The organism is Streptomyces sp. NPDC030245 (genome assembly GCF_055572995.1).
In genome coordinates, this window is sequence record NZ_JBVICF010000001.1 from 905,776 (window position 1) to 919,373 (window position 13,598).

Genomic DNA, 13,598 nt, shown 5'->3' on the forward strand with positions numbered 1-13,598 from the left:
CCAGAATCCGGGCACAGGGGCGCCCCTAGCGCCCGCATCTGCCCCGTTACGCGGGGCGCCCCCAGGAAGACGCGCACGCGACATTCACACACGCCCTCCGCACTCGGAACGCCCCACTCCTGGCCAGGCGGCTCCTTACCCGAACGTCACTTCATGCGGGTGGCCCACTCCTGGACCTTCTCGATCCGCTGCCGCAGCTGCCCCGCCGTCGCCTCGGCGCTCGGCGGCCCACCACACGTGCGCCGCAGCTCGGTGTGGATCACCCCGTGCGGCTTCCCGCTCTGATGGACGTACGCGCCGACCATCGTGTTGAGCTGCTTGCGCAGCCCGAGCAGCTCCTTGTGCGAGACCACGGGCCGCCGCTCGGCGGGCAGTTCGAGCAGGTCGGCCTCCTCGTCCGGCTTCTTCCTGCTGTGGGCGATCTGCCGGGCCTGCCGCTTCTGGAGCAGCATCTGCACCTGGTCGGGTTCGAGGAGCCCGGGAATGCCCAGGTAGTCCTGCTCCTCCTCACTCCCCGGGTGCGCCTGCATGCCGAACTCGGCACCGTCGAAGAGGACCCGGTCGAAGACGGCCTCGGACTCCAGCGCCTCGAAGGAGAACTGCTCCTGCTCCCCGGTGTCCTCGTCCTCCTGCTTGTTCGCCTCGTCCATCTCCTTCTCGGACTCGGCGTAGGGGTCCTCCTCCCCCTCCTTCTTCGGCTTGTCGAGGGCGTGGTCGCGCTCGACCTCCATCTCGTTGGCGAAGGTGAGCAGGTCGGGGACGGTGGGCAGGAAGACCGACGCGGTCTCGCCGCGCCGCCGGGACCGCACGAAACGGCCGACGGCCTGCGCGAAGAAGAGCGGCGTCGAGATCGTCGTCGCGTACACGCCCACCGCGAGACGCGGCACGTCGACGCCTTCGGACACCATGCGGACGGCGACCATCCACCGGTCGGTACTGGCACTGAAGTCGTCGATCCGCTGCGAGGCCCCGGTGTCGTCGGAGAGGACGACGGTCGCCTTCGTGCCCGTGATCTCCCTGATCAGCTTGGCGTAGGCGCGCGCGGAGTCCTGGTCGGTGGCGATCACGAGGCCGCCCGCGTCCGGGATGGCCTTCCTGACCTCGGTGAGCCGCTTGTCGGCGGCCTTGAGGACGTTCGGCATCCACTCGCCGCGCGGGTCGAGGGCGGTCCGCCACGCCTGCGACACGGCGTCCTTGGTCATGGGCTCGCCGAGCCGCGCCGCGATCTCGTCGCCCGCCTTGGTGCGCCAGCGCATGTTGCCGGAGTACGAGAGGAAGATGACGGGCCGCACGACGCCGTCGCCGAGCGCGCTGCCGTAGCCGTACGTGTAGTCGGCGGCGGAGCGCCGGATGCCGTCGTTCCCTTCCTCGTACGTGACGAAGGGGATCGGGTTCGTGTCGGACCGGAACGGCGTACCGGTGAGCGCGAGCCGACGCGTCGCGGGCTCGAACGCCTCCAAACAAGCCTCACCCCACGACTTGCTGTCCCCCGCGTGGTGAATCTCATCGAGAATCACCAGCGTCTTGCGCTGCTCGGAGCGGTTGCGGTGCAGCATCGGCCGCACGCCGACGCCCGCGTACGTCACGGCGACGCCGTGGTACTCCTTGCTCAGCGGTCCGGCGCTGTACTCGGGGTCCAGCTTGATGCCGATCCGGGCGGCGGCCTCCGCCCACTGCTTCTTCAGGTGCTCGGTGGGCGCGACCACCGTGACCTGCTGCACGACATGGTGGTGCAGCAGCCAGGACGCGAGCGTGAGCGCGAACGTCGTCTTGCCGGCGCCGGGGGTGGCGACGGCCAGGAAGTCTCGCGGCTGCTCCTGGATGTACTTCTCCATCGCGCCCTGCTGCCAGGCACGCAGCTTGTTGGCGGTGCCCCAGGGGGCACGGCCGGGAAAGGCGGGAGAGAGGTGGTGGGAGGAGTTGGCGGCGGCGCTGGTGGTAGTCACGGTCTCCGGGTTCGCAAGGTCGGCGGCACGTATGACAACCGGGCCACCTTACCGGTGATGCGGGGACGTTCCACTGGGGGCGAGGCGGTGCCGGGTCCGGGTGGGACGGGTCTCACACGGGCGCGCGGGTGCCGGTACGCGCATCCCCCGGCACGTCCGCGTGCAGTCCTCCGGGCCTTGGGCCCTAACCATCCGCGCGTACGTCCGTCGCCGCCTCCGACGACAGGACGTCCATGCGTACGTCCGTCACCACGTCGGTGACCACGACCCCCGTCCCGTCCGCCACCGGAACCGCCACCGGACTCTCCTCCGGCACCTTCGGCCCGTGCAGCCGCGTCCCCACCCACGCCCCGACCAGGGCGACCGCCGCCATCGGCAGGAAGACGGCGACGAAGGCCCCCGGATGGGACCCGCCGGCCGCGGCCCCGTGCGCCTCACCCACCGCACCCCCGCCGAGCGCGGCGAACGCGGCGCCGCCCGCGGCGAGGAGTATGACGTTCGAGAGGCCGTCGGAGATCTGCAACGCGGCCGAGTTCGACCCGGCGTCCGCCGGCGGCGAGAGCCGCAGCAGCAGGACACTGGTCGAGGCGATGACCATGCCCATGCCGAAGCACCCGAAGCCCCACGCCACCCCCACGATCCACACGGGCACGGACTCCACGAGGACGGTCGGCACGGCCAGAATGGCCGCCGCCACCAGCACCATGCCCGCGGCCACGAGCCGCGACCGGTACGGCTCCATGGCGGGCCGCGACTGCACGAACGACCCGAGCGCCCACGTCGCACCGCCCACGGCCAGCGAAAGTCCCGCCATCGTGGGACTCAGCCCGCGCTGAGTGACGAGCATCAACGGCACGAAGGACTCCGCGGCCACGAACGACCCGGCCGCGACGCCCCGCAGCAGCACGACGGAGGGCAGCCCGCGGGCCGCCCGGTACGTCCCCTTGGGCAGCAGCCCCAGCACCGCCGGCACGAGGGCCGCCGCGCCGAGCGCGGCGGGCACCAGCGAGAGCCAGCGCAGGTCCTGCCCCGCGTACTGGAGGAGCCCCGCACCCAGCGAGATCCCGAGCGCCAGCCGGATGCGGCGCCGGTCGACCCGGGCGGCGGGCGCGTCCGGGTCGACCGGACCGGACGCGGTCCGCCGTATCGCGGGCAGCGCGAGGGCGAGCGGCGCGACGACGAGGACGGGGATGCCCACGAAGACCCACCGCCACCCGAGGTGCTCGGTGACCGTGCCCGAGATCAGCGGGCCCACCACCGACGGCACGACCCAGCTCGCCGCGAACCCCGCCATGATCGACGGCCGCAGGTGCTCCGGGTAGGCCCGGCTCACGACGACGTACAGCGCGACGATGACGAGTCCCCCGCCGAGACCCTGCACGGCCCGCCCCACGATGAACAGCCACATCGTCCCTGCGGTTCCGCTCAGCAGCAGCCCCGCGGCGAACAGGGCGATGCCTGTCGCCAGCGGACCGAGCGGTCCCCGGCGGTCCGCCCACTGGCCGCTCAGCACCATGCCGAAGAGGCTCGTCGTGAAGTACCCCGAGAACGCGAAGGCGTACAGGGACACGCCGTCGAGCTCCCGCGCCGCGACGGGCATCGCCGTCCCGACGGCGGTCGCCTCGAAGGCGATCAGCAGCACGACGGAGACGATGCCGATGCTCAGTGCGCGGTAGGGGGCGCGCAGGACTCCACCCGTGTCGGGGACGATGTTGGTCATGCCCGTCAGGGTAAGAGGCGTTGCGCTGTTATGCCCCTGTCCGAGGGTGGGGAGTTACTCGGCCCTTGGTCGTACGCCCCTCAGCCCCGGGAGGCGTACGCGAGGAAGTCGGACCAGGCGGTGGGGGTGACGTCGAGGTGGGGGCCGTCGGTGACCTTTGAGTCGCGGATGTGGATGGTTTGGGGGGTGGCGGCTATCTCGACGCAGCTATCGCCCTCGCAGCCGCTGCTGTAGCTGCTCTTGTGCCACTCCAGGGCGACCTCGACGCAGTCGCCGGATTCGTTGCTGTCGCTGTAGCTGCTCTTGAACCACTTCAGCCCGGCGTTGATACCGGCTGAGGTCTCGCGAATCATGTTTCTCCCAGCACTCGCTCGATGAAGGCCAGCGACTCGTCTGGCGTCAGCGCCTGGGCCCGGATGATGCCATAGCGCAGTTCGAGGATCCGCAGCTGCTTCGGCTCGGAGACCGGGCGCCCGCTGAACGCACCATCGGAGCGCCCAACCGCCTTGCCGTCGGCGAACTTCAACATCTGGATGAGGCCGCCCATTCCAGCATGATCCGTGCGGTTCGTCGGCATCACCTGGATCTCGACGTTGCGCAACTTACCCACTTCCAACAGGCGTTCGAGCTGGCGGCGTAGAACCATTGTGCCTCCGATCGGGCGCCTCAGCGTCACCTCTTCCTGGACGAAGCTGAGAGCGGGCGCAGGGGACCGATCGAAGATCGCTTGCCGTGCCATACGAGCGGCCACATCCCGCTCGATCTGATCCTGCGAGTACGCGGGACGCCTCATCTCGAACAGTCCCTGCGCGTACTCCTCGGTCTGCAACAGGCCGTGCAGGTTGTGGTTGCCGTAAGAAGAAAGCTCGACCGCCTGCGATTCCAACTTCGCCAAGTCCCGCACCCGCTTCGGGTACCTTGCCTCCCGCATCTCCTTCTTCATCGCGGCGACGAGGCCCCGCGCGTCGACCACCTCCTCCACCTTGTCCAGATACTCGGGGCGGGGAATACGCGCCCCGCGCTCGATCTTGCGGATCAAGTCCTCCCCGTACCCGATCGCCTCCCCGAACTCCGCGACCCGGAGGCCCGCCGCCTCACGCCACCGTTTGAGCTGATGGCCGACCATCTCGACCACCGCACTGATCTCGTCCTCGGGGTCGACGTCCCAGCCGGGTTCGTCCACACCGTCGTTGCGTTCTTCCACCGCGCCCACCTCCCACGTACCGTCCAAGCCCAACGCGCACACGTACCCGGACGTCACCCGGGACAGGCGGGACAAGCCGGGACAACGACCGGACAGACTCCGTACGCACAGCGCGCCCCGCTGTCCACGTTACGCACGGACGGCCACGCTAAGTGACGTGAACCAAGAAACCACCTGGGCCCAAACCCCCACCCCACTGCACCAGTTCACGATCCTGCTCTCCGCGACGCGCAGAGGCGCACGACTGGCCCGGCTCCTGACGAGGGAGCAACTGCACAGTTGGGAACGGCCGTCCGAGGACGCGGAGCAGATCGTCGCCGAGCTGGCGAACAACGCCGTGCTGCACGGCCACGTGCCCGGCCGGAGCTTCCGCCTCGGGCTGACGATCACCGCGTCGAACACACTCCGTATCGAAGTGACGGACGCGCGGGTGGACCGCAGCCCGCCCCTGCACCCCCGCCGCCCCTCTCCCGAGGCGGAGTCGGGGAGGGGCCTGCTCCTGGTCGAGACGCTGGCGGACCGCTGGGGCACGGAGCTGGCGACGCCCGCGTTCGGCGCGTGCAAGACGATCTGGGCGGAACTGGCCGCCCCGGCGCCGCGCCGGTGAACCTCAGCCCATGCTGAGGGCACCGTCCAAGGACTCACGGATGATGTCGGCGTGTCCCGCGTGCTGAGCGGTCTCACCGATGATGTGCAAGAGCACCCGGCGGGCCGTCCACCGCCCGCCGGGCTCCCACCACGGGGCCTCCGGGAGCGGGTGGGACACGTCGAGGTCACTAAGCCCCCGAACCAACTCATCCGTCTGCCGGGCGACTTCGGCGTACCGATCCAGTACTCCGGCGAGCGTGTCACCGGGCAGCATCCGGAACTCGTCCGCGCGCTGGGCCCAGTCGTCGTCGCTCATGTCGGTCACGTCACCCAGGGCCGCGAGGCCGTCCACGATGAACGCGGCCCACACGCGCTCGACCGAGGTGACGTGCTTGATGATGCCGCCCAGACACAGTTCGCTGACGGTGGTGCGCCGCCCGGCCTCCTCATCGGTGAGGCCACGGACGGTGTGGCGCAACATGGTCCGGTGCTGGTTCAGCGCCTCCAGCAGATCGGCACGCTCGCCGGTGATCGTCGACTCGTCGATGGTGCTGGACATGATGGTGACCGCCTCCCCATTGGTACCGCTCCGTCGGACAAGCCCACGCTAGAAGGCAAGTAGGCCAGCTCTTGTCCTAGTGGGCGCCCCGCCCTCTGCGACTTCGGTGGGCCGGTGTCTTCGATCGGCACCGGGGCCGCCCGGTTTTTGCGGAGTGTGGCGCCTCCGGGCCGGCAGTAAAGGGCGCTCCTGCGTCGCGTCGGCTCCGCCGATTCCGCTCCGCTCCACCCTTGACTGCCGCCCCTCCACCGCACGTAGACCTTGACCCGGACGGCCAGGGGTGGGGGCTGCGGATTCCCTGGAGGTGCCATCCCCTTTCATCGCCGAGTGCGGCCCGGCCCAACGTGAGCCGACGTCACCGTCGTGGTGGCCGCCCCCGGCTTCGCCGCTCGGGCCATCACCTCTCGCTGCCGGGTGCGGCCCGGCCCAACGTGGGCGCGGGTCACGGTCAAGACCCGGTCAGTCACCGGCCGCTGCCTGTCGGGGACCTACTTTGGAAAAGTTGTGAATGGGCAAGCCGCGCGCCCCCCTGTCACGCCGAACGCGCCCTCCCGCCGGCTCTACCCCGGGGCGGGTTGCAGCGGTTCTGTGGTGCGTGAAGCGCTCGCATTCGGGGGCGTATTGCCCGCGCTGGGGGGCGTGCGACGGACGCATTCACAACTTTCCCAAAGTAGGTCCCGGAGGGGCAGCCCCAGCCCCCCGGCCCGACGGCGCATTGGGTGTGCTGGGGGGGCGCGCGGCACCTCGATTCACAACTTCGCGAAAGTAGGTCCCGGAGGGACGGCCGCGACCTCCCGGCCGGACGGCGCATTCCGCGTGCCGGGGGGCACGCGGCACCTCGCTTCACAACTTCGCGAAAGTAGGTCCCGGAGGGACGGCCGCATCCTCCCGGCCGGGCGGCGCATTGCGCGTGCGAGGGGGGCGCGCGGCATGTCCCTTCACAACTTTCCCAAAGTAGGTGCCCGGCGAGGGCGGGCAGGCAGTGCACGCCCGGACTGTGGCCCGCGCCCCGACCGTGGCCCGTGCCCCGACCGTGGCCCGCGCCGCCCCCGACGGTGACCCGCGCCCACGTTGGGCCGGTCCGCACCCGGCAGCGAGAGGTGATGGCCCGAGCGGCGAAGCCGGGGGCAGCCACCACGACGGTGACGTCGGCTCACGTTGGACCGGTCCGCACTCGGCGATGAAAGGGGATGACCCATCCCCCGGTCCCCGTAGACCCCACCCCTGGCCGGCCGGGGCAAAGTCAACGTGCGGTGTAGGGGCGGCAGTCAAGGGTGGAGCGGAGCGGAATCGGCGAAGCCGACGCGACCGCAGGGAGCGCCCTTTACTGCCGGCCCGGAACCGCCACACTCCGCAAAAACCGGGCGGCCCCGGCGCCAATCGAAGACACCGCCCCAGCCCCTCCGCCCCTCCGCCCTTCATGAACGGCACATGGCAGTCCCATTGCAGCCCCCCAAGACCGCTTGAGCCGCCCGCAGGGCCCCGCTAGCTTCAAGGAGTCAACACCTCGGCCGTGTGCCCGAATGGCTCAGGGGCTGGACTGCAAATCCAGTAACGCGGGTTCGATTCCCGCCACGGCCTCCGAACGGGGCCCGAGGCCCGGGTGGAGCTCTCAGCTCACCCGGGCCTCGTCCAACCGCTCCAAGATCCCGTCCACGGTCTCCTCGACCGTCAACTCCGAGCTGTCCAACCAGAGTCCGACGCGATCCGTCCGCCCCCGCAGAACCGCGTCCAGGTCCTCGACCGTCCAAGCGCCGTAGCCCGTCTTGCCACGAGCGGCCTCACGAGCGGCGACCGCGTCGGGTCGCGGGGCGAGGACGACGACGTACAGAGGGCGGGTGCGTACCAACCCCACGTACGCCTTCAGCTCCTCGCCCAGGATGACGTCCTGCACCACGGCCGTGAAGCCGGCACCGGCATACGCGTCGGCCGCCGACGCCGACAGGCGGTACCGCAGGCGGAGTTGAGCCTCACCCTCTCCCCCCGCCTCACCCTCGTAATCCACCCCGCCCGAGACGATCATGCGGCGGAAGGAGTCACCGCGCACGTGCGCGGCCCGCGGCAGGCGCTCGGCCAGCGCCTGCGCCACCGTGGACTTGCCGGACGCCATGATGCCGGTGATGACTACGACCGCGCCGCCAGACGCGGCGAGCGTCACGTCGCCACCGCCGCCTGCGGGCGGATGGGAAGGCGGTTGACGGGGCGGCCGGTCGCCGCGCGGACGGCGGAGGCGATGGCGGCGGGGGACGTCACGACCGGGACCGCGCTGGCGGCCTTCGCGCCGAAGGGAGCCACGACGTCCCGCTCCTCCACCAGTTTCACGATGCGGATGTCGGGCGTGTCCAGGGCGGTCGGAAGGGCGTAGCCCGTCAGGTCCGGGTGGCGGACGATGCCGCGCGGAGTGCGGAGATTCTCCGTGAGCGCCGCACCCACGCCCTGGGTGACGCCCGCCTCGATACGGGCCTTCAGCTGGGCGGGGTTGAGGATGCGGCCCACGTCCTGGGCGACCGCCAGCTCCACCACCCGTACCGCGCCGATCTCGATGTCCACGTCCACCACCGCGCGGATCGCGCAGAACGCCATGCCCACGAAGGCGTCGCCCTGCCCGGCCTCGTCCAGCGGCTCGGTCGGGTGGGGGCGGCACTGGGCGGTGGCCCAGAGCTCCTTGCCCTCCAAGGCCTCGGTGACGGTCGTGGAGAGCACGCCGTCATACGAGGTGATCTTGCCGTCGGTGATCTGGAGCAGCTCGGTGGACATGCCGAACTTGTGTGCGAGGGGCTGGAGGAGCTGCGTGCGGACCATCTTCGCCGCGCGCTCCACCGCGCCGCCCGACACCCACGTGTGCCGGCCCCGGCAGCTCGGCCCGGCGGGCGGCTGGTCCGTGTCGACGGGGGCCACGCGGACCTCCTCGATGCCCAGCGTCTCCTGGACGATCTGGCGGGCCAGCGTCGTGAAGCCCTGTCCGGTCTCGACGGCCGCGCAGATCACCGTCGCCATGCCGTCGTGGACCTTCACGGTGGCCGTGGAGACCTCGTCCGTGCCCTCGGCGCCGAGGAGCTGGACCATGCCGAGGCCGTAGCCCACGCCCCGGCGTACCGCGGCCGGTTCGCCCGCGCCCTCGGGGCCGCCGGGCAGCAGCCACTCGTCCTCGGGGGTGTCCTTGGGCAGCTCGGGCAGGGGGTGGTCGCGTACGGCGGCGAGGAGTTCGGCCACGGGGGCCGGGCACGTCACGGTCTGGCCGGTGGGCAGGATGTCGCCGGTCGCCATGGCGTTGCGCATCCGCACCTCGGCCGGGTCGACGCCCAGCTTCTTGGCGATCTTGTCCATCTGGGCTTCGTAGGCGGCGCACACCTGGAGCGCGCCCTCGCCGCGTACGTGCCCGGAGGGCGGGTTGTTCGTACGGACCGCCCAGCCCTCGATGAAGGCGTTCGGCACCACGTACGGACCGCAGGCGAAGGAGACCGCGGCGGCCAGCGCCTCCGACGACGTGTCCGCGTACGCGCCCGCGTCCAGCAGGATCTGCGCCTCCACCTTGACCAGCCGGCCCTCGGCGTCCGCGTGGTGGCGGTAGCGCAGGAGCGTGGGGTGGCGGTGGGCGTGGCTGAGGAAGGACTCCTCACGGGTCGCGGTGAGCTTGACCGGGCAGCCGGTGCGCAGTGCCAGGAGCCCGAGCGGGAGCTGGAAGCCGGCGTCCTCGCGGTCTGCGGTCGCGCCCGGCACGCCGGTGACGACCACCTTCACGTGGTCCGGGGCAAGGCCGTAGCAGGCGGCGGCCCGGTCGCGGTCGGCGTGCGGGTCGGTGGAGGCGACGTACAGCTCCACTCCCCCGTCGGGGCGCGGCACCGCGAGCCCCGCCTCCGCGCCGATCGGCGCCGGGTCCTGGCGGCCGATGCGGTACAGGCCCTCGACGACGAGTTCGCCCGCCGCCTCCGGGTCGCCGTGCCGCAGCGGGATGTGGCGGATGAGGTTGCCGTCGGGGTGGAGCGGTTCGGCCTCGAAGGCCTTCTCCGGGTCGGTGACCGGTTCGAGCACGTCGTACTCGACGATGACGGCGGCGGCCGCCATCCGTGCGGTGTCGGGGTGGTCGGCGGCCACGGCGGCGATGGGCTCGCCGTGGTGGCGTACGACGTCGGAGGCGAAGACCGGGCGGTCCGCGGTCCGGCGGCCGTGCAGCGGCTCGCCCGGCACGTCCTCGTGGGTGACGACGGCGTGCACGCCCGGCATCTCCAGGGCGTGGCTGGTGTCGATGGAGACGATGCGGGCGTGCGCGTGCGGGGACCGCAGCACCGCCGCCCACAGCAGGCCCTCGGCCCACAGGTCGGCGGCGTAGGGGAAGGTGCCCTCCGTCTTCACGCGGGACTCCGCGGACGGCAGCGACGCGCCGATGCCGTGCGGCGGCTGCCCGGGGCCGTCGGGGGCGGCGGTGGGCGTGGGCGCGGTGCCGGCTTCGGTGGTCACGCGTGGCCTCCGTCCTGGCCGTAGGGGCCCTGCGGTTCTTCGTACGCACTCTGGTGGACGCCGCCGGCGCCCGGGCCCGCCTGGTGCGGGATGCGCGCGGCGTCCGGGTGCTCGTGCCCGCCCTGGTGCTGGTGGTGTTCTTGCTGCTCGTGCCCGTCCTGCGCCGAGGACTCGGCGGCGGCCGCGGAGGTCGCCTGGCGCTCGGCCACCACCTCGCGCACGGCGTCGAGCACGCCGCGGTAGCCGGAGCAGCGGCAGAGGTTGCCGCAGAGCGCGCGGCGGGCCTCCAGGTCGGTGGGGGCGGGGTTGCCCTCCAGGAGGTCGTGCACGGTCATCGCCATGCCGGGCACACAGAAGCCGCACTGCACGGCTCCGCACGCGGCGAGCGCGCGCTGCACGTCGGAGGGCTGCCCGTCGGTGGCCAGGCCCTCGACGGTACGGACCTCGCTGCCCGCGGTCGTCGCGGCGGGGACCAGGCAGGAGGCGACGAGGCGCCCGTCCACCTGGACGTTGCAGGCCCCGCACTCGCCCTGCGAACAGCCGTCCTTGGCCCCGGCGAGACCGAGCCGCTCACGCAGGACGTAGAGCAGCGACTCGCCGATCCAGGCGTCGGTGACGGGACGGTCGGTGCCGTTCACGCTGAGGACGTAGGAGACGAGGGGGTGGTCGTCGTGGAGCGGGTTGGGCGCGATGACGGGGCCATCGTCGGAGGTTTCCGCCTCCGCCACGTCCGCCGTCTCCGCCGCCTCGGCCGTCGTCGCCGCCGCCTCTGCCGTCTCCTGTGGCTCGTGCGGCTCGTGCGGCTCGTGCGCTTCCTGTGGCTCGTGCGGCTCGTCCGCCTCAGCGGTCGCTTCCGCCTCGCCGGTCACGTCGTCGGCCGCGGGCTCCGCGGCGGCTTCGGGGTGCTCCTCTTCGGGGGCGGGCTCGGGGGCGGTCTCCGGCACCGCTTCGAGGTGGGTCTCCGGGGTGGCTTCGGGGGCGAACTCCGGAGCGGCTTCCGGGATGAATTCCGGGGCTGCCTCGGGGGCCGCGTGGGCCGCGCCGACATGCTCGGCGGCGGCCTCGAACTCGCCCGCCGGCGCAGACGGCTCCGACGGCGCGGACGGCTCCGACGGCTCCAGGACGTCCGCGATCTCCGCGGCCTCCACGGCTTCCCGCGCGGCCTCGACGGCCTCCGCCGCCTCCACGGCGTGGGCGGCCTCCTCCGCGAGGGCGGCCTCCGCGGCCTGCGCCGCCTCCGCGCCGGACCGTCCGGCGGGCGGCATGCTGACCGCCCGCAGCAGCGTCGTCTGCTCGAACCGGCTCTCCTGCGATGCCTGCGGCGCCTGCGGCGCCTCCTGACGCTGCTCGGCGGGAGCCTCCTGCGGCTGCGCACCCCAGGGCGCACCGGCCCCCGCCCCCGTCGCCCACGGCGCGGGCGCGCCGCCGGGCAGGGTCGCGGGGGGCGTGCCGCCCCACTGGGCCGTCAGCGACGACGCCGTGTACTCACCGGACTCGTCCGGCAGGTCCCCGTCGGCGACGGGGATGGACCACTGCCCGGTGACGTCGGAGTGAGCGGGAGCAGCGGGCGCCTGCCCGTACTGGTGGTGGGCGTAGTCCTGCTCGTACCCCTGGTCGTACGTCTGCTGCTGCCCGTAAGCCTGCTGCTGCCCCGCCGCCCCGGCGCCGGCCCCGGCCCCGGCCTCGGCCTCGCCGAAGCTCCACTGGCCGGTCGCCCGCGGGTCGTACGCGTGCCCCTCCGGCTGCTGCTCCTGCACCGTGCTCGCGTCGGGCCAGCTCACCGCGAGTCCGCCGCCGGCCGCCCCCGTCACCTCGGGGGGCATGACCCAGGCGCCCGTGGCGGCCGGGTCGGTGGCGTCGGCGGTGGTGGGGGTGACCGTTATCTGCGGCGGTACGTAGCCGTGTCCCGGGGCGGCGAGCGGGGCGTCCAGCATGCCTTCGGGGAGCTGCACGAACGCCGTGGCGTCGGAGTCGTACTCGCCCTGCGGGTGCGGCTGCCAGCCGCCGCCGTTGTGGGTGTTCTGGTCGTCGCTCACGACAGCGCCCTCCCCAGTGCTCGTCGGGCCAGCGCGGCGACGGTGCGCCGCAGATGCAGTACGGCGGGCGCCAGCGGCTGTTCGGTGCCGTCGGCCGCCGGGGGGTGGTCCGGGATGCAGGCGGACGCCACGTACTCCCCGAAGGCGGTGACCGCCTCCGGGACGAGGCTGCCGCGCTCGCCGTCCCAGTCGATCAGTGAGGCCACCCACTCCTCGGCCTCCAGCGGCCGCAGCGGCATCGGCGCGATGGCGCCGACCGCGCACCGCACCCCGCGCCGCGCGGGGTCGAGGACCAGCGCGACGGAGGCCGTGGCGCGGCCGGGTCCGGTGCGGCCGGTCGCCTTGAGGAAGACCTGGGGGGCGTGCAGGAGCGGTACGCGGACGAAGCCGATGAGTTCGCCGGGGCGGAGCATCTCCATGCCGGCGAGGAGGTGCGAGACGGGGATCTCGCGGCGGGCGCCGCCGGGTCCCGCGATGATCAGCACGGCTTCGAGCGCGGCGAGGACGGGCAGCGCGTCACCGGTCGGCGCGGCCGAGGCGATGTTGCCGCCGAGGGTGCCCGCGTTGCGGATCTGGGGCGGTCCCGCGGCGCGCGCGGCGGCGGCCAGGGCGGGGATGAGCGCGGCGAAGTCGGGGCGGCCCATGCGGGCGTGGGTGAGGCCGGCGCCGAGCAGGGCGTGGCCGTCCTGGTACTGCCAGCCGCGGATCTCGCTGATGCGGCCGAGGCCGACGAGGGCGGCGGGCCGCAATTGTCCCGAGTTGACCGATGCCATGAGGTCCGTGCCGCCGGCGACGGGCACGGCGGCGGGCATGGCGGCGAGCGCCGCCACGGCCTCGTCCAGCGTGGCGGGCAGCTTCACCGATTGCGGTGTCCGTGCCGCCTGCGGTGCGTGCGTGCTCAAAACCGGCTGCCCCTTCCCGATGTCCGGCCGCGTGCTTCACGTACATCCATCGCGTATGTGAAGTGCTCGCCGTTTCGCGACGTGTCACCGTTACGCCTGTTCCGCCGTACGGTACGTGCTCACAACCCGGACGTGGCAACTCTGGCACATCTTCCCCGGGCCCCGACGCGGGGGTCCGCTAGGAG

General features: G+C 72.5%; 10 protein-coding genes and 1 tRNA gene. 2 read left to right on the plus strand and 9 right to left on the minus strand.

The annotated features are described in order from the left end of the window. Positions 1-146: 146 nt before the first annotated feature. The 4 genes from ACZ4Z4_RS04045 to ACZ4Z4_RS04060 all read right to left on the minus strand — a co-directional run bounded on the left by ACZ4Z4_RS04045 (position 147) and on the right by ACZ4Z4_RS04060 (position 4,870). A complete protein-coding gene (locus tag ACZ4Z4_RS04045; RefSeq protein ID WP_468321735.1) occupies positions 147-1,946 on the minus strand; it encodes a DEAD/DEAH box helicase in 1,800 nt (599 codons plus the stop codon). 184 nt (positions 1,947-2,130) lie between these two features. Beyond that, positions 2,131-3,666, minus strand: coding sequence for an MFS transporter (locus ACZ4Z4_RS04050; protein ID WP_468321738.1), 1,536 nt, complete (start codon positions 3,664-3,666; stop codon positions 2,131-2,133). 80 nt (positions 3,667-3,746) lie between these two features. Next, complete coding sequence (locus ACZ4Z4_RS04055) at positions 3,747-4,019, minus strand: DUF397 domain-containing protein (protein WP_468321740.1); 273 nt, start codon at positions 4,017-4,019, stop codon at positions 3,747-3,749. Further along, positions 4,016-4,870: a helix-turn-helix domain-containing protein gene (locus ACZ4Z4_RS04060; protein ID WP_468321743.1), complete on the minus strand. Its 855-nt coding sequence runs from the start codon at positions 4,868-4,870 to the stop codon at positions 4,016-4,018. Before ACZ4Z4_RS04060 ends, ACZ4Z4_RS04055 begins: the two co-directional genes overlap by 4 nt. Positions 4,871-5,027: 157 nt before the next feature. On the opposite strand from ACZ4Z4_RS04060, the gene ACZ4Z4_RS04065 reads away from it, so the two are divergent. Continuing rightward, on the plus strand, positions 5,028-5,477 hold the full coding sequence (locus tag ACZ4Z4_RS04065; protein ID WP_468321746.1) for an ATP-binding protein: 450 nt from the start codon (positions 5,028-5,030) through the stop codon (positions 5,475-5,477). A 3-nt stretch (positions 5,478-5,480) separates the two neighbouring features. On the opposite strand, the gene ACZ4Z4_RS04070 is transcribed toward ACZ4Z4_RS04065, so the two are convergent. Then, positions 5,481-6,017: a DinB family protein gene (locus ACZ4Z4_RS04070; RefSeq protein ID WP_468321749.1), complete on the minus strand. Its 537-nt coding sequence runs from the start codon at positions 6,015-6,017 to the stop codon at positions 5,481-5,483. A gap of 1,509 nt (positions 6,018-7,526) precedes the next feature. Here ACZ4Z4_RS04070 and ACZ4Z4_RS04075 point away from each other — a divergent pair. Further along, a tRNA-Cys gene (locus ACZ4Z4_RS04075) sits at positions 7,527-7,598 on the plus strand. Positions 7,599-7,629: 31 nt separating this feature from the next. Here ACZ4Z4_RS04075 and ACZ4Z4_RS04080 read toward each other — a convergent pair. The 4 genes from ACZ4Z4_RS04080 to ACZ4Z4_RS04095 are packed head-to-tail and all read right to left on the minus strand — an operon-like array spanning position 7,630 to position 13,413. Then, a complete protein-coding gene (locus ACZ4Z4_RS04080) occupies positions 7,630-8,175 on the minus strand; it encodes an AAA family ATPase (protein ID WP_468321751.1) in 546 nt (181 codons plus the stop codon). Continuing rightward, positions 8,172-10,475, minus strand: a complete 2,304-nt coding sequence (locus ACZ4Z4_RS04085) for a xanthine dehydrogenase family protein molybdopterin-binding subunit (protein ID WP_468321754.1) — start codon at positions 10,473-10,475, stop codon at positions 8,172-8,174. The genes ACZ4Z4_RS04080 and ACZ4Z4_RS04085 overlap by 4 nt, the downstream gene beginning before the upstream one ends. Next, entirely contained in the window at positions 10,472-12,511 is a 2,040-nt protein-coding gene (locus tag ACZ4Z4_RS04090; protein ID WP_468321757.1) for a (2Fe-2S)-binding protein, read from the minus strand. Before ACZ4Z4_RS04090 ends, ACZ4Z4_RS04085 begins: the two co-directional genes overlap by 4 nt. Next, positions 12,508-13,413, minus strand: coding sequence for an FAD binding domain-containing protein (locus tag ACZ4Z4_RS04095; RefSeq protein WP_468321758.1), 906 nt, complete (start codon positions 13,411-13,413; stop codon positions 12,508-12,510). The genes ACZ4Z4_RS04090 and ACZ4Z4_RS04095 overlap by 4 nt, the downstream gene beginning before the upstream one ends. Positions 13,414-13,598: the final 185 nt, after the last annotated feature.

Coding starts and splice junctions, on each gene's coding strand:
- ACZ4Z4_RS04050 (WP_468321738.1), bottom strand. CDS start 3,666: ATGACCAACATCGTCCCCGACACGGGTGGAGTCCTGCGCGCCCCCTAC.
- ACZ4Z4_RS04055 (WP_468321740.1), bottom strand. CDS start 4,019: ATGATTCGCGAGACCTCAGCCGGTATCAACGCCGGGCTGAAGTGGTTC.
- ACZ4Z4_RS04070 (WP_468321749.1), bottom strand. CDS start 6,017: ATGTCCAGCACCATCGACGAGTCGACGATCACCGGCGAGCGTGCCGAT.